This is a genomic window from Ruegeria sp. BB5 (assembly GCF_056539405.1).
Genome location: NZ_JBQFUX010000006.1, coordinates 70,728 through 84,844 on the forward strand (window position 1 = coordinate 70,728; position 14,117 = coordinate 84,844).

At 59.7% G+C, this 14,117-nt stretch carries 18 protein-coding genes; 11 read left to right on the forward strand and 7 right to left on the reverse strand.

The window, feature by feature from the left end:
- Positions 1–2 precede the first annotated feature (2 nt).
- From ACR0DL_RS14520 to ACR0DL_RS14545, 6 genes are read left to right on the forward strand one after another with little or no spacing between them, the layout of a single operon-like run.
- Positions 3–275 (forward strand): flagellar biosynthetic protein FliQ, encoded by a 273-nt coding sequence (locus ACR0DL_RS14520; protein WP_058282142.1) that lies wholly within the window; start codon positions 3–5, stop codon positions 273–275.
- Entirely contained in the window at positions 275–985 is a 711-nt protein-coding gene (locus tag ACR0DL_RS14525; RefSeq protein ID WP_480689800.1) for a flagellar hook-basal body complex protein, read from the forward strand. Before ACR0DL_RS14520 ends, ACR0DL_RS14525 begins: the two co-directional genes overlap by 1 nt.
- A 22-nt stretch (positions 986–1,007) precedes the next feature.
- Positions 1,008–1,793, forward strand: coding sequence for a flagellar basal-body rod protein FlgG (gene flgG, locus ACR0DL_RS14530; RefSeq protein WP_170361881.1), 786 nt, complete (start codon positions 1,008–1,010; stop codon positions 1,791–1,793).
- Complete coding sequence (flgA, locus tag ACR0DL_RS14535) at positions 1,793–2,209, forward strand: flagellar basal body P-ring formation chaperone FlgA (RefSeq protein ID WP_480689802.1); 417 nt, start codon at positions 1,793–1,795, stop codon at positions 2,207–2,209. The genes flgG and flgA overlap by 1 nt, the downstream gene beginning before the upstream one ends.
- On the forward strand, positions 2,209–2,940 hold the full coding sequence (flgH, locus tag ACR0DL_RS14540; RefSeq protein WP_480689962.1) for a flagellar basal body L-ring protein FlgH: 732 nt from the start codon (positions 2,209–2,211) through the stop codon (positions 2,938–2,940). Before flgA ends, flgH begins: the two co-directional genes overlap by 1 nt.
- 12 nt (positions 2,941–2,952) lie before the next feature.
- Positions 2,953–3,468 carry a flagellar basal body-associated protein FliL gene (locus ACR0DL_RS14545; RefSeq protein ID WP_480689804.1) on the forward strand — a complete coding sequence of 172 codons (516 nt, stop codon included), beginning with the start codon at positions 2,953–2,955 and terminating at the stop codon, positions 3,466–3,468.
- A 22-nt stretch (positions 3,469–3,490) separates the two neighbouring features.
- On the opposite strand, the gene ACR0DL_RS14550 is transcribed toward ACR0DL_RS14545, so the two are convergent.
- The 7 genes from ACR0DL_RS14550 to ACR0DL_RS14580 form a co-directional block, all read right to left on the reverse strand.
- The gene (locus tag ACR0DL_RS14550) at positions 3,491–3,877 is read right to left on the reverse strand and encodes a hypothetical protein (protein ID WP_170399465.1); all 387 of its coding nucleotides are present in this window, start codon (positions 3,875–3,877) and stop codon (positions 3,491–3,493) included.
- Positions 3,874–4,962 carry a flagellar type III secretion system protein FlhB gene (flhB, locus tag ACR0DL_RS14555; protein WP_480689806.1) on the reverse strand — a complete coding sequence of 363 codons (1,089 nt, stop codon included), beginning with the start codon at positions 4,960–4,962 and terminating at the stop codon, positions 3,874–3,876. The genes ACR0DL_RS14550 and flhB overlap by 4 nt, the downstream gene beginning before the upstream one ends.
- The gene (locus tag ACR0DL_RS14560) at positions 4,959–5,732 is read right to left on the reverse strand and encodes a flagellar biosynthetic protein FliR (RefSeq protein WP_480689808.1); all 774 of its coding nucleotides are present in this window, start codon (positions 5,730–5,732) and stop codon (positions 4,959–4,961) included. Before ACR0DL_RS14560 ends, flhB begins: the two co-directional genes overlap by 4 nt.
- The gene (flhA, locus tag ACR0DL_RS14565) at positions 5,729–7,756 is read right to left on the reverse strand and encodes a flagellar biosynthesis protein FlhA (protein ID WP_480689964.1); all 2,028 of its coding nucleotides are present in this window, start codon (positions 7,754–7,756) and stop codon (positions 5,729–5,731) included. Before flhA ends, ACR0DL_RS14560 begins: the two co-directional genes overlap by 4 nt.
- A gap of 69 nt (positions 7,757–7,825) precedes the next feature.
- Positions 7,826–8,521 carry a lytic transglycosylase domain-containing protein gene (locus ACR0DL_RS14570; protein WP_480689810.1) on the reverse strand — a complete coding sequence of 232 codons (696 nt, stop codon included), beginning with the start codon at positions 8,519–8,521 and terminating at the stop codon, positions 7,826–7,828.
- 73 nt (positions 8,522–8,594) lie between these two features.
- Positions 8,595–9,023 carry an Lrp/AsnC family transcriptional regulator gene (locus ACR0DL_RS14575; RefSeq protein WP_170379279.1) on the reverse strand — a complete coding sequence of 143 codons (429 nt, stop codon included), beginning with the start codon at positions 9,021–9,023 and terminating at the stop codon, positions 8,595–8,597.
- 36 nt (positions 9,024–9,059) lie between these two features.
- Positions 9,060–10,292, reverse strand: coding sequence for an MFS transporter (locus tag ACR0DL_RS14580; protein WP_480689812.1), 1,233 nt, complete (start codon positions 10,290–10,292; stop codon positions 9,060–9,062).
- A gap of 197 nt (positions 10,293–10,489) precedes the next feature.
- On the opposite strand from ACR0DL_RS14580, the gene ACR0DL_RS14585 reads away from it, so the two are divergent.
- From ACR0DL_RS14585 to lptB, 5 genes are read left to right on the forward strand one after another with little or no spacing between them, the layout of a single operon-like run.
- Positions 10,490–11,104 (forward strand): ribonuclease D, encoded by a 615-nt coding sequence (locus ACR0DL_RS14585; protein ID WP_170361890.1) that lies wholly within the window; start codon positions 10,490–10,492, stop codon positions 11,102–11,104.
- A complete protein-coding gene (locus ACR0DL_RS14590) occupies positions 11,101–12,063 on the forward strand; it encodes a KpsF/GutQ family sugar-phosphate isomerase (RefSeq protein WP_480689814.1) in 963 nt (320 codons plus the stop codon). Before ACR0DL_RS14585 ends, ACR0DL_RS14590 begins: the two co-directional genes overlap by 4 nt.
- A gap of 32 nt (positions 12,064–12,095) precedes the next feature.
- On the forward strand, positions 12,096–12,677 hold the full coding sequence (gene lptC, locus ACR0DL_RS14595; protein ID WP_480689816.1) for an LPS export ABC transporter periplasmic protein LptC: 582 nt from the start codon (positions 12,096–12,098) through the stop codon (positions 12,675–12,677).
- Between the two features lie 3 nt (positions 12,678–12,680).
- Positions 12,681–13,172 carry an LptA/OstA family protein gene (locus tag ACR0DL_RS14600; RefSeq protein WP_413247494.1) on the forward strand — a complete coding sequence of 164 codons (492 nt, stop codon included), beginning with the start codon at positions 12,681–12,683 and terminating at the stop codon, positions 13,170–13,172.
- Positions 13,172–13,930, forward strand: a complete 759-nt coding sequence (lptB, locus tag ACR0DL_RS14605; RefSeq protein WP_170351899.1) for an LPS export ABC transporter ATP-binding protein — start codon at positions 13,172–13,174, stop codon at positions 13,928–13,930. Before ACR0DL_RS14600 ends, lptB begins: the two co-directional genes overlap by 1 nt.
- The last annotated feature ends 187 nt before the right edge of the window (positions 13,931–14,117 follow it).

Consider the following 14,117-nt stretch of genomic DNA (forward strand, 5'->3'; position numbering starts at 1 on the left):
GGATGCTCAGCGAAGGTCTCTTCTATGACATTGTGCGCCAGGCGCTGTGGGTCGCGGTCATTACCTCGGTTCCTATCCTCGCGGTGGCGCTGGTGTCGGGCCTGATCGTGGGTCTGTTTCAGGCGCTGACCTCGGTACAGGAAATGACACTGACCTTCGTGCCCAAGCTGATCGCCATCGTCATCGTGTTCTGGATCTCGATGGGGTTCATGACCCAGACGCTGGTGACGTTTTTCACCACAACCCTCATCCCATTGATCGCCGGAGGTCGCTGATGGATACCGCCTATACCACTTTGTCCCGTCAATCGGGCCTGATGAATGAAATGCGGCTGGTGGCGAATAATATCGCCAATGCCAACACCACCGGATATCGCGCGCAGGGTCTGGTGTTTTCCGAGTTTGTCCGCGACTTGCCGGGCAACCCGTCCCTGTCCATGGCACGGGCCGAGGCGCGCAACACCTCATTGCAGCAGGGCCTGCTGACCGAAACCGGCGGCCAGTTTGATTTTGCCATCGAAGGTGATGGGTTTTTCATGGTCGAAACGCCATCCGGCAACAGGCTGACCCGGGCCGGGGCGTTCTCACCCAGTGCCGAGGGTGATGTGGTCACGATGGACGGCCACCGGGTGCTGGACAGCAACGGCGCACCTGTTTTCATCCCGCCGGATGCTGCGTCGATTGACGTTGGCAGCGATGGCACACTGAGTATCGAGGGGCAATTGCTGGGGCAGATCGGCGTCTATCGTGTGGCCGATCCCAAAACGCTGGTGCGTGAAGGCAGCACGCAGTTCCGCGCCGAGGGCGAAATTGACCCGGTCGAAAACCCAGTGGTGCTGCAGCGTTTTCTCGAAGGGTCCAACGTCAATGCGGTCGAGCAGGTGACCCGGCTGGTCGAAATCCAGCGCGCCTATGAGCTGGGCCAAAGCTTTCTGGAAACCGAAGACGAACGTCTGCGCGGCGCGCTCAAGGCGCTGATGCGTTGACTTGTGAAAAGGAGATTTTGACATGCGAGCATTGAAAATCGCGGCTACGGGCATGGCCGCGCAGCAGATGCGGGTCGAGACGATCTCGAACAATCTGGCGAACACGAACACTACTGGCTACAACGCCCGCCGGGCTGAGTTCGCGGATTTGCACTATCAACAAATGGCGCGGGCCGGGGCGGTGAACGCCAATGACGGCACCGTTCTGCCCACCGGTATTCAACTGGGTCTGGGTGTGCGTCCGGCGGCTGTCACGGTGCAACTGGCGCAAGGCGGATTGTCGGCCACCGGGAGCGATCTGGACGTGGCCATCGAAGGGCGTGGTTATCTTGAAGTTACGCTGGCCAATGGTCAGTCGGGCTATACCCGCGATGGCAGCCTGAAACGGTCCGCAGAGGGGCTGATCGTCACATCAGACGGGTTTGCCGTCGCGCCCGAGATCACCATTCCTGACGATGCCCGGTCGATCTCGATCAACGCTGCGGGCGAAGTTTATGCCTATTTCGACGACACGGCAGACGGGCAACTGCTGGGTGAGCTGACGCTGGCCAGTTTCTCGAACGCCAAGGGGCTTGAGGCGATTGGCAGCAATCTGTTCAAGGAAACCGAAGCCTCAGGCGCACCCGTGGTCGGCACACCGGGTGAGGATGGTCTGGGCACGCTGCGGCAAGGCTATCTTGAGGACAGCTCGGTCGATGCGGTGCGCGAAGTGACCGAACTGATCGAGGCGCAGCGGGGATATGAGATGAATGCCAAGGTCATTTCCGCCGTCGACCAGATGATGGGCGCAACCACACAGGTGCGGTGATGCGGTTTCTGGTTTTGATGTTGGCCCTTTTGGTGCCGGCCTCGGTACAGGCTGAAATCGTAGTGCCGACACGCACTATTCGCGCCAAGGAAATGATCTCGGCGACTGATCTGGAGCTTAAGGCCCAGCAGGTGCCCGGCGCGATAACCACGCCTGAGTTTCTGATCGGGCAAGAGGCTCGGGTCGCGCTGTATCCCGGACGCCCGATCCGTGAAGGCGATGTGGGTCCACCGGCCCTGGTGGATCGCAACGATCTGGTTGTCCTGATCTTTGACCGCACATCGCTGTCGATCACCGCAGAAGGTCGCGCGCTGGGTCGTGGGGCCGCCGGTGATCGTATCCGGGTCATGAACCTGTCCTCCCGTACCACTGTGACGGGCCTTATCCGGCCCGACGGCCAAATCGAGGTAAAATGATGTCGCAACTTTCGAAATCTCTGTTGTTTGCCGTTCTGGCGGTGTCAGCCTGCGGGCGCTTGGATCATCTGGGCAAACCGCCAAGCTTCACTCCGAACGAGGACTCCCCCGAACATGTCGCGATGTTGTGGCCGGGCCTGCCTTTGCACACCCAGCCGCAGCGCAATGTCGACAGATCCTCACTTTGGAGCGGTGGGCAACAATCGCTATTGGGCGATCAGCGGGCGATCAAAAAGGGGGATATCCTGACGGTCGTGATTGAGCTGGACGAAAAAGCCGAGTTTTCGAACGACACGGAACGCTCGCGATCTGCTTCGGAAAGCCTTGGCATCGTCGGCTTGTTTGGCCTGCCACAGCGCGCGGCGGATCATCTGCCGGAAGGGGCATCGCTGGCGGACGCGGTCGAGATCGATTCCGCCTCAGAAAGCACGGGCGAAGGATCGGTTAAGCGCAAGGAAAAGCTGACGCTGCGTGTGGCCGCGACCGTGATCGACGTGCTGCCAAACGGGGTGCTGTCGATTTCGGGCTCGCAGGAACTGCGCGTCAATTTCGAACTGCGCGAGCTTTTGGTGACGGGCTACGTGCGACCACAGGATATCTCGCGCAAAAACGAGATCACCTATGACAAGATCGCCTCGGCCCGCGTGTCTTATGGCGGGCGCGGACAGATCACTGACGTGCAGCAGCCGCGTTATGGCCAGCAGATCCTGGATGCTGTGCTGCCGTATTAAGGAGCGGATGTGATGAAGAAACTTCTACCCGTCGTATTCTTGCTGATCGGTCTGGGGGCCGGTATCGGTGCCGGAGTTGTGTTTGCGCCCTCCGGTGAACCGAAAGAGGCCGCAAAACAGGAAAAACCCAAGGCCAAGGCGGAAAAAACCAAAGAGAAATCCGCCAAGAAAAAGGACAATGCTGGGAAAAAGGAAACGCAAAGCGACTATGAATACCTCAAACTGACCAAGCAGTTTGTAGTGCCCGTCGTCGATGCGGACCGGATCGCGGCGTTGGTCACCATGTCGCTGAGCCTTGAAATCACTCCTGGCATGACCGAAGCTTTCTACGCGCTTGAACCCAAACTGCGCGACGGTTTTTTGCAGGTCATGTTTGATCACGCCAATACCGGTGGTTTTGACGGCGCATTCACTGAATCGGACAATATGAGCGTTCTGCGCAAAGCGTTGCTGGAGACAGCGCGCAAGGATTTGGGCGATGATGTGTTTCAGGTCTTGATCATGAGCGTCAACCGTCAGGACGTTTGATTCTGACGGGGTTATACGCTGTTTAGTAGGGTGACGATTTCCGGTGCTGGGCGCGTTTGTGCGCCTTTTTTTGGGCGTCTGACAGGTTGGTGACGGCTTGTTTGCGGCCAAAGGCCGTGCGCAGCGCGTCCATCGCCGACAGTTTTTGCGCCCGAATCCGCGCCAGTTCCATATTCAACTGGCGGCGCGTGGCCGACTCCCAACCGTTCCACAACACATCGGTGCCAGTGACTCGGTACCCCTCGGCCGCGGCGCCGTCTTGGCGTGATTGCCGGACTTGCGCGTCCAGCCGCGCCAATTGGTGTTGCACGCGTGCTTCAGCCTCTAGCAGGGGGCGCAGGGCGTTGTATTCTTTTTGAAACACGGCCTCTGTAACGTTTTCCAGGTCTGATAGGGCGGCTTGTTTCATCTGATCTGTCCTTTGGCCTTTTTGCGCATCGCCTCTGCAAATCGGATGGCAGCAGCGACGGGGCGATAATGTTCTTCCGCGATTTCCTGTCCGATCTCGACGGCGGCATGCAGGGCGCGGGCCGTGGGCGGGTCGGAATGAATGGGAACGCCAGCCTCAGCAGCCCGGCCCCGGATTGCTGAGGCCACCTCCTCCACGCCCTTGGCCACGCAAACAGGGGCTGACCCCGCCGTCCGGGCCCATTTCAAGGCCACCGCGTAATGGGTCGGGTTGACGATCACCACATCCGCCGAGGGTACGTCGGACATCATCTGGTTCGTGGCGATGTTCTGCGCGCGCTGGCGGCGTTGTTGTTTGACATGCGGGTCGCCCTCGGCATCCTTGGTTTCGTCCTGAATTTCCTTGCGCGACATCCGGTTCTTGCGAATATGCTCGGCATGTTGCCAAAGATAGTCGATCACCCCGATGGCAAGCGCCACGATGATGACGATGAACAGGAAGCGAAACAGAAAATTCATCATCAGCATGACCGATGACCGCGCCGGAGCGGCGCTGGCGGACAGAATCTCGTTTAGGTTGGAGCGCAGAAACAGCGCCAGACAGGTGCCGTAGATCACCAGTTTCACAAAGCTCTTGGCGAATTCGAACAGGCCGCCGCGCCCGAATTTGTTTTTCGCATTCGAGATGATCGAGATGCGGGACAGTTTGGGTTTCAGCTTGCTGGGCGCAAAGATCAGCGCACGCTGGGCGATCAGGCTGAGCAGAACAGCGGCGGCGGGCACAGCAAACAGAACCGTGACGGACAACAGCGCCGTATTGACCATCCCACCGACCGGGCTTGCGGTGGGCCCTTCGGTCAGCAAGGGAGCGATAGTGTCGGCCTGATCAATCAGCACGACAAACAGGCTTCCTATATGTTGCACGCCGAATTGCCCGGCCGCGAACAGGGCAATGAGGAACCCGGCATAAGCGGCAACCACGGACAAGTCGTTGGACTTGGCAACCTCACCCTTTTCGCGCGCTTTCTGGAGCTTCTGCGGCGTCGGCTCGTAGGACTTGTCGCTGTCGTCTTCGGACCCGCTCATCTTGGGTCCTCAAGCGGGTTCAGCATGAAGGCAAAAAAGGCATCAGACCAGACAGACAAGATCAGGGGCGTGCCCGCGAACAACAGGAACAGGCCTGCAAAAGTAATGGCCGGAGCGCCAACAAACGCCACCATCAGCTGCGGCATCGCGCGGTTGATGACGCCAAGCGCAAGGTTATAGATCAGCGAGGCGATCACGAAGGGCATAGCCAGCGCAAACGCCAACCCAAAACTGCGCGCAATTTGCTGCACCCCCCATTGCGACAGGTCCGGGGCTAGTAGTGGGGTGCCCATTGGAAACAGCGTATAGCTGTGGATCAGAAACTGAGCGACGCGGATGTGCAGGCCGAGCAAAACCGCCAGTGTCAGGCCAGCCAGTGTCAGAAGATATCCCATCGCGGGCACGGGATCTGCAGCAGCTGGACCCAGAATCTGCGACAGCGATGTTGCCTGCGCCGCAATCGATCCTGCCGTTTGCAGGGCCAGCACGAACAGTCGCAGCGACATACCCAAGGCCATCCCGATCAACACTTCGGTCAGAACCAATCCTGCCATAGGCAACAGGCCGGGTGGGGCAACAGGCGCCGCAATCGCTGGTGTCACAATAAGGGTAAAGGCAGCCGCGATGCCGAATTTGACGCGGGTCGGAATGCTGCGCTCGCCAAAGGCGGGCAGCAGCGACACCATGGCCGAGACACGCAGGAAGACGGCAAAGAGGTGCCACAAACCCTCACCCAGCTGGGGCAAAAGCTCGGGCGGTAGCGCGATCACGCGGGCACCGTTCCAACCAGCGAAGGCCGCGCCTCGAGCCCGATTTCCTCGAACGACAGCACCGGGTTGGCTATGCCGCGCGCGTGCATGATGGTGCGCAGCAAACGGCGACGGCGGGTCGAGGTGACCAACGCCGGAAACAGCCCGTGATCGGCGGATTGCGCGACACTGTCGACCACGCCATCGGCCAGCTTGTTGAACAGGTTCGGCGGCAGCGCCACGTCGAGACCCGCTGCAGGCGCGTCGATCTGGTAGGTGGTGAAAGTATCCTCCCACTCCGGGGCCAGTTGGATCAGCGGGATCGATCCGTCTTCGCGTTTCATCTCGGCCACCAGTTGGAAACCCAATCGCTGCCGGACCAGTTCGCAGATGCCTTCGGGCTGTGTGGTGGTCAGCCGCGCCTCGGCCACGCTCTCAAGGATCAAGGCCATGTTGCGGATCGAGACCCGTTCGTCCAGCAGCAGACGCAGCACCGCATGTAGCGTGTCGATCGGTACCTTGTCGGGGATCAACTCGTCCAGAAGCTTGCGGTTGGCCTCGGCCCGAACCGGATCGCTGAGCCGTGTCATCTCGGATAAAAGGCGGCGCAGGGATTTCAGCGTCAGCAGGCGTGAGAAGTTCTGTTTGATGATCTCAAGCAGATGAGTAGCCAGAATCTCGGGCGGGGAAACGATGGTGGCCCCACTAAGCGCGGCGGCCTCTTGATCCTTGGGCAGAATCCAGCGGGCGGGGGCGCCATAGACGGGCTCGGTCACGTCATTACCCTCGGGCAGCATGTCGCGGTCATCCTGTACTAGCGCCAGAACCAGATCGGGGTTCAACACGCCGCGCGCCTGTTCGACGCCCTGGACCTTGACTACATAGGTGCCCATGGGCAGATCGGCGCGGTCGGTCAGGCGGATATCAGGCAGGATCAGGCCAAAGCTTGAGGCGACATAGGTCCGCATATTAGCGATGCGCGCGTCCAGCCCGGTGCCGGGGTTGAGGACCATGCTGACCAGATCGGGGGCAAACTCCAGATGCACATCGTCCAGGTCCAAAATATCGCCAATGGCTTGCGAGACCGGTGTGTCTTCCTGCGGTGTTGGCGCCAGCGCCTCTTCCGCTTCGGTCTTTTGCTTGCGATGGACGTTATAGGCCGCATAGCCCAGTACACCCGCCCCCAGGATGAATGGCAAAAAGGGCAGGCCGGGCACCAGCGCAAACAGCACCATCAACATGGCAACTGTTGCCAGGGCCGCTGGATGCCGGCCCAGCTGCGAGAAGATTGCGTTGTCGGTCGCCCCCTGCGTACCGCCGCGGGCCAGCAGCAGGGCTGACGCGATCGATATGATCACCGCCGGGATTTGCGACACCAGCCCGTCACCGACGGTCAGGATGGCGTAGGTCTCGAACGCGGATGAGATTGGCATCCCATGGACGATCACGCCCATGATCAATCCCATCACCAGGTTGAGCAACGTGATCAGCAGCCCGGCTATCGCATCGCCTTTGACAAATTTCGACGCCCCATCGAGAGAGCCGAAAAACGTCGTCTCTTGCTGCTCACGCTCGCGGCGTTCTTTAGCCTGTTGGTGGTCGATGGCCCCGGCGGACATGTCGCTGTCGATGGCGAGCTGTTTTCCCGGCATGCCGTCCAGGGCGAACCGCGCGCCGACCTCGGCCATGCGGGCAGCGCCCTTGGTGATGACCATGAAATTTACGATCAGCAGCACGCCGAACACCACCAACCCCAGAAAGATACTGCCGCCCATGACGAAGTCGGCAAAACCTTCGATCACGTCCCCAGCGGCATTGGGTCCCGTGTGCCCCTCTCCGATGATAAGCTTGGTTGAGGATACGTTTAGCGACAGCCGCAGCATCAGCGAGGCCAAAAGGATTGTCGGGAAAGACGAGAAATCCAGCGGCCGTTCGATAAACAGCGTCAGCGTAAAGATCAGGATCGCCAGCGCGAACGAGGCTGCCAGCCCCACATCCAGCACCCAGGCGGGCATCGGCAGGATCATCATCACAATGACCGTCATCAGCGCCAGCGCCAGCAGCACGGTCGGAGAAAACAGGGAACGGGCGTCGATCTTGGGCACGCATGCCTCCTAGTTGAACGAGATAAAGGCGGTGGCAGTGCCCGAAGGCGGAACCAGCGACCCCAGCGCGCCGCCACCCGGTTGTGGCAGATTGACCGGGATCAGAGGGGTTGCGGCGGTGGTAAACGGGTCGCGCGCGGCCCGTTCCGGGGCAGTGGGCAAGGGTTGATCCAGTTGTGCCAGTACGGTCTGAAACCGGCCCGAGTAAGCATTGGCCAGCGATGGTGTGCGGGAATGATAGGCCCCAACGGCTGCGGGCCACGATCCAAGCTCGGCATACAGTTCATTCAGAAACCGGGCGGCGTAGGTGGCGTTTTCATCCGGGTCGAACATGGCGTCGATGGACCGGAATGCCTTGCCGTGCCAACGGTAATTGATCTGAAAACAGCCGATGTCAAAGCTGCGCTTGCCTGCTTTGAAAATGTCGAAAACATAAGATTTCGCCTCAAACTCGGACGTGAACCAGTATCCTTGCCCTTCGACATTGATGGTCCAGGGCCAGGGTTCCAACCGCCCGCCGCGCAACCGCCCGGTTTCCACCCGCGCAATCGCGCGTAAGACATCCAGTGGTACACCCTGGGATTGGGCAGCGCGGCGCGCGGCTGCATCGCAAATGCCCGCCCCGCTGGCATCGGGCATGGCAAAGACCTGTTGCGCCGCACACAACGCAAGCAAACTCAGGCCAAAGATCAAACGATGGGGCATTCTGCCGGTCCGGGATTCTGATCAGTCCCGGCCAAGCTAGTCCTGCTAGGGTTTACAGAGGGTTATCAGCCGTTCAGATTCGATCAATCCGGCGGCCGAAGACAACGCTGGTATTGGTGCGCAGCACGCCGGGGATCTTGGCCAGATCATCAACCAGAATATCCAGGTCCTCGATCCGCGGGGCCTCGGCCGATAGCAGCAGGTCGAACTCGCCATTTATCGACAGGCAGAGCTTGACCTCGGGGTAAGCCTCAAGCCGATTGATGATACGCTTGGTTTCCTTTTGCTGCACTTCCAGCAGCACGACCACCTGTACGCGCGGGGCGTCTTCGGGGCTGTTCAGAACCACCGAATAGCCTGCGATCACGCCACGCTCTTCCATACGGCTGATGCGTTCATGCACGGTGGTTCGTGCCACGCCCAGCTTCGCGGCAATCTTGGTGGTCGATTCGCGAGCGTTGTGCTGCAGGGCGGCGATAATGCGACGGTCTAGCTGATCCATGATGCACCAAGGTGTAATGCACCGGGGCAGGGGGGCTCAAGACATGTCAGCACGTTCTTTTGAAACGGCTTTCCGGTCCGAACGCGGCCAGATCACAAGGGCCACCATAACCCCGGGGGCCGCGACCAGGGTCATCCAACCCAACGTTGCCGCCGTGCTGGTTGTGGTCATGATCCAGCCGGTTAGTGGATATAGCACCAGCCAGCAGGCGTGCGACAGGGTGAACTGGGCGGCAAACACGGCTGGTCGGTCTTCGGATCGCGTCGAGCGGGTCAGCAACCGGCCTGAAGGCGTCAGCGTGGCGGAATAGCCAAACCCGATGCAGGCCCAGAGTATTGCGAGACCGATCAGAGAGATCGGCATGCCCGCGAACAGGATGGCAGAGAGACCAATTGCCAGGATTCCGAAAATGGCCCCGCTCAGCATAACGGTGCGGTCCATGAACCGATCTAACAGTTTGGGCAGGGCAAATGCGGCCAGCATCGAACCGCCGCCGAACCCGGCCAACGCTATGGCCACAGCGCTTTCCGACAGGCCCAAATCGGACCGTACAATTACAACCGTATTGACGATAATCATCGCGCTGAGGGTCGCTGCTGTCCAAGTCAGGGCAAGTAATCCGCGCAGTCGGGGTGTATGCAGGTACAGACGAATGCCGCGTGTCGTACGGTCATAAATTCCACGGCGTCTTGTCGGTTTGGGTGAGGGCAGGGCAACCGACACCACCAACAGTGCCGAGGCGATGAACCCCAGGCCCGTACCCCAGAACAGGCTGTCGAAACTGACGAACAGCAAAAGCGCTGCGGCCAGAGCAGGGCTGAGCAGGCTTTCAAGATCATAGGCAAGCCGCGACAGGGAGAGCGCCTTGGTATAGTCCTGCTCATCGGTCAGCACGTCGGGGATGGTGGCCTGAAACGCCGGGGTGAACCCGGCGGATGCGGATTGCAGGACAAAGATCAGCACATAAATGTGCCAGATCTCGGTCACGAAAGGCAGGCAGACGGCGACCGCCGCACGCACCAGATCCAACGCCACCAGCATCCGGCGACGGTCGAGCCGCTCTGCGAAGGCTGCGGCAAGTGGGGCGACGACCACATAAGCCACCATCTTGATCGTCAGTGCGGTGCCCAGCACCAGACTGGCCGCGCCACCTGCCAGATCATAAGCCAGTAGCCCCAACGCAATTGTCGCCAAACCGGTGCCCGTCAACGCGACGACCTGAGCGCCCAGCAGATGGCGATAGGTGCGGTTTCGCAGGACACTCAGCATCGGCGGTTCGGACCTTTTTTCAATTGGCGTCGCGTCAGAGCCTGCTTAATGCAAGACGCACGGCGGCCTTATCCATTTTCCTGTCAAAGCAGGTGGGGTCAAGAAATCCGCGCATGTTTGTCGCATTCTATTGATGGCGTTGAGTTTACGGGCCAAACCTCCTATCTCGGGGGCGATATCGCATAAAGGAAGACCCCGTGGCGAACCATCTTTATAAAAACGACCTGCCGGACGGGTTGGACTTGGGCCCTGTGGTGGCCATTGATTGCGAAACCATGGGGCTAAACCCGCATCGCGACCGCCTGTGCGTGATCCAGATGTCGGGCGGCGACGGCAACAGCCATATCGTGCAGGTTGAAAAGGGCCAGACGCAGGCACCAAACCTGTGCGCCATGTTGGAAAACCCCGACGTGTTAAAGCTATTCCATTTTGGACGGTTTGACATTGCCGCGATGTACCACACCTTTGGCGCACTGGCCGCGCCGGTCTATTGCACCAAGATCGCCAGCCGTCTGGTGCGCACCTATACCGACCGTCATGGCCTGAAGAACCTGTGTCAGGAGCTGATTGGTGTCGATATTTCGAAGCAGCAGCAGATGAGCGACTGGGGGGCCGAAACCCTGACCGACGCTCAGCTGGAATATGCGGCCTCGGACGTTCTGTACTTGCATCAGCTACGCGATGCGCTGGACGGGCGTTTGGCCCGCGAAGGCCGTGCCGAGATGGCGCAGGCGTGTTTTGACTTCTTGCCGATGCGTGCGAAACTTGACCTCGCAGGCTGGCCCGAAACGGATATCTTTGCACACTCATGACTGATAACGAGTCCTTTCTGAGAACCGCCAAACAGGTCGTCACCGACGAGGCCCGCGCGCTGGACGTGCTGGCCGACAGTCTGGACGAGCACTTTGCCGAAGCCGTGCAGATGATCCTGCAGGCTCCGGGTCGCATCATCATCAGCGGCATCGGCAAATCCGGCCATATCGGTCACAAGATTGCGGCCACTCTGGCCAGCACCGGCACGCCTGCCTATTTCGTGCATCCGGCCGAGGCCAGCCATGGGGATCTGGGCATGGTCTCCAAAGGTGATGTGGTTGTGGCGATTTCCAATTCGGGCGAGGCACCGGAACTGGTAAACCTGCTGGCCTTTACCCGCCGCTTTGGCATTCCGCTGATCGGCCTGTCCAGCAAGCCGGAAAGCACGTTGATGAAGCAGGCCGATGTGCATCTGCTGATCCCGTCGCTGGGTGAGGCTTGCGGGTTCGGCATGGTGCCCTCGATCTCGACCACGCTGACTTTGGCGATGGGCGATGCGTTAGCCATTGCGCTGATGAAATACCGCGACTTCCAGCCCGAGGATTTCCGCGCCTTCCACCCCGGCGGCAAACTGGGGGCGCAGCTGTCCACTGTGCGCGATCTGATGCATGCCGACCTGCCCGTGGTGCCTGTTGGCACCCCGATGAGCGAAGCCTTGCTGGTCATGAGCCAGAAAAGCTTTGGTGTCGTCGGCGTGACCGACGAGGCGGGCCGCCTGATGGGCATCGTCACGGATGGTGACTTGCGCCGGAACATGGACGGGTTGCTGAACAGAACCACCGAAGAGGTGATGACCCGCAACCCGATGACCATCGCACCAAACGCTATGGCGGAAGAGGCGGTTGCGATCATGAACGATCACAAGATCACCTCGCTGTTTGTAGTTGATCCCGAAGGACAGGGGCAGGCCGAGGGGCTGCTGCACATCCACGACTGTTTGCGCGTCGGTCTGGGCTAGGTAGGGGCTGAGCGGTGGACGGACATTCACGCATGGTTCAGTTTTTTAAGGTGGTGCTGCCGTTGGTGGCCATCTTGATGCTGTCCACTGTGTTCTTGCTGTCGCGCAGCATCGAAACCAATGTGTCCGTGCCCTTTTCCCAACAGGATATCGACGAACGGTTGGCCGATCAGGTGGTGACGCAGCCAAACTACCGCGGCACCACGCGCAAGGGCGAAGAGGTCCAGATCCAAGCGACCCGCGCCACGCAGGGCACCGAAGCTTCCACCCCGACAGCGGCCGAGTTCCGGGGCCGCCTGGGCCTTTCGGGCGGCGGCGTTATCACGTTGGATTCCAACTCTGGCATGATCCGCCCCGACAAAAACACCGCAACCTTTATTGGCGATGTGGTCATAACCTCGACCGATGGCACCGAGATCACAACCGATCTGCTGAACACCGCGCTGGATGAAATTCGCGGTGACGCGCCGGGTGAGGTGCATGGCACCGGGATTCTCGGCAACATTTCAGCAGGTGGCATGACCTTTGGAACGGAAAAAAAGGACGGACCGGTCCATATTATTTTTACAGACGGCGTGAAGCTGATATACGAGCCTGAAAAAGCAGAAAGATAACCTGTGTTCGATTTTCGATTTGTTCCACTTTGCCTTGTACTGACACTTGGTGCTTTTTCTGCGGCGGCGCAGGAGACTCAGGTTGCGTTTGGCGCGGTCAAGGCTGACCCTTCGCTGCCGGTCGAGGTGACCTCGGAAACCCTCAACGTCAATCAAGAAAACGGCTCAGCCGAATTTGTGGGCAATGTGATCGTCATTCAAGGGGAAATGCGCCTGACCGCTGAACGGGTGCTGGTTCTGTATAATGAGGATCGCTCGGGTATCGAGCGGATGGAAGCGACCGAAGATGTGGTTCTGGTCAGCCCGCCCGACGCGGCCGAGGGTGACTGGGCCGAATACACCATTGATTCAGGTGTGATCGTGATGAAGGGCAATGTGCTGCTAACGCAGGGGCCCAGCACCATCAGCGGCGATCAGATGAATGCTGATCTGACCACTGGCACGGCAACGATGACAGGCAATGTCAAAACCATCCTGCAGCAGGGCAATAATTGATGGCGCGGCCTGAACTGACCGTGGCCGAGGGGCAATCCGGCCTCAGAATAGAAAAGCTGCGGAAATCCTATAGCAAAAAGACCGTGATCCGCGATGTGTCGATGACGCTTGACCGGTCCGAGGTCGTGGCGCTGCTGGGTCCGAACGGGTCGGGCAAAACCACCACGTTCTACTCGGTTGCCGGGCTGGTCTTCCCCGAGGCGGGCACGGTTACGATCGACGGGCAGACCGTAACGACTTTGCCGATGTACCGCCGCGCGCGTTTGGGCATCGGATATCTGCCGCAAGAGATGTCGATCTTCCGCGGCATGAGCGTCGAGGACAACATCGCCTCGGTTCTGGATATCACTGTCCGCCACGCCCATCGCCGCAAAGAGCGGCTGGAAGAGCTGCTATCGGATTTTTCGATTGAACACCTGCGCCGGGCACCCGCGCTGGCCTTGTCGGGCGGTGAACGCCGCCGGGTTGAAATTGCGCGCTGTCTGGCGGCCGACCCGAAATACCTGCTGTTGGATGAACCTTTTGCGGGTGTCGACCCGATCAGCGTGGGCGATATCCGCCACCTGGTCGCTGATCTGAAAAAACGCGGTATCGGGGTTCTGATCACCGACCACAACGTGCGGGAAACGTTGGAGATTGTGGATCGCGCCTATATCCTGCATGACGGTCAGGTGCTGATGTCTGGCACCCCGGACGAAGTGGTCGAAAATGAGAACGTCCGGCGCGTTTATCTGGGTGAAAATTTCCGTATATCATAGGCTTGCGCAGAAATGCGCCGACTGCATGGCGGAAATCACGTATATACACGTCTGTTTTGATTGACTCTCCCGCCGTCTCTTGCCTCAATTGGGTCATGGCATTTCTTCGGTTTCCGTCTGGATCACGATGCCCCTTCCTGGAAGGGCAAATGGCGCGGCTACTGCAGGATATGCCTTTTTCCCCCAC

What these genes read in the sequence shown, in the direction of transcription:
- ACR0DL_RS14520 (WP_058282142.1), top strand. Translation starts at nt 3, where the DNA reads ATGCTCAGCGAAGGTCTCTTCTATGACATTGTGCGCCAGGCGCTGTGG.
- ACR0DL_RS14525 (WP_480689800.1), top strand. Translation starts at nt 275, where the DNA reads ATGGATACCGCCTATACCACTTTGTCCCGTCAATCGGGCCTGATGAAT.
- flgG (WP_170361881.1), top strand. Translation starts at nt 1,008, where the DNA reads ATGCGAGCATTGAAAATCGCGGCTACGGGCATGGCCGCGCAGCAGATG.
- flgA (WP_480689802.1), top strand. Translation starts at nt 1,793, where the DNA reads ATGCGGTTTCTGGTTTTGATGTTGGCCCTTTTGGTGCCGGCCTCGGTA.
- flgH (WP_480689962.1), top strand. Translation starts at nt 2,209, where the DNA reads ATGTCGCAACTTTCGAAATCTCTGTTGTTTGCCGTTCTGGCGGTGTCA.
- ACR0DL_RS14545 (WP_480689804.1), top strand. Translation starts at nt 2,953, where the DNA reads ATGAAGAAACTTCTACCCGTCGTATTCTTGCTGATCGGTCTGGGGGCC.
- ACR0DL_RS14550 (WP_170399465.1), bottom strand. Translation starts at nt 3,877, where the DNA reads ATGAAACAAGCCGCCCTATCAGACCTGGAAAACGTTACAGAGGCCGTG.
- flhB (WP_480689806.1), bottom strand. Translation starts at nt 4,962, where the DNA reads ATGAGCGGGTCCGAAGACGACAGCGACAAGTCCTACGAGCCGACGCCG.
- flhA (WP_480689964.1), bottom strand. Translation starts at nt 7,756, where the DNA reads ATGACGGTCATTGTGATGATGATCCTGCCGATGCCCGCCTGGGTGCTG.
- ACR0DL_RS14570 (WP_480689810.1), bottom strand. Translation starts at nt 8,521, where the DNA reads ATGCCCCATCGTTTGATCTTTGGCCTGAGTTTGCTTGCGTTGTGTGCG.
- ACR0DL_RS14575 (WP_170379279.1), bottom strand. Translation starts at nt 9,023, where the DNA reads ATGGATCAGCTAGACCGTCGCATTATCGCCGCCCTGCAGCACAACGCT.
- ACR0DL_RS14580 (WP_480689812.1), bottom strand. Translation starts at nt 10,292, where the DNA reads ATGCTGAGTGTCCTGCGAAACCGCACCTATCGCCATCTGCTGGGCGCT.
- ACR0DL_RS14590 (WP_480689814.1), top strand. Translation starts at nt 11,101, where the DNA reads ATGACTGATAACGAGTCCTTTCTGAGAACCGCCAAACAGGTCGTCACC.
- lptC (WP_480689816.1), top strand. Translation starts at nt 12,096, where the DNA reads ATGGTTCAGTTTTTTAAGGTGGTGCTGCCGTTGGTGGCCATCTTGATG.
- lptB (WP_170351899.1), top strand. Translation starts at nt 13,172, where the DNA reads ATGGCGCGGCCTGAACTGACCGTGGCCGAGGGGCAATCCGGCCTCAGA.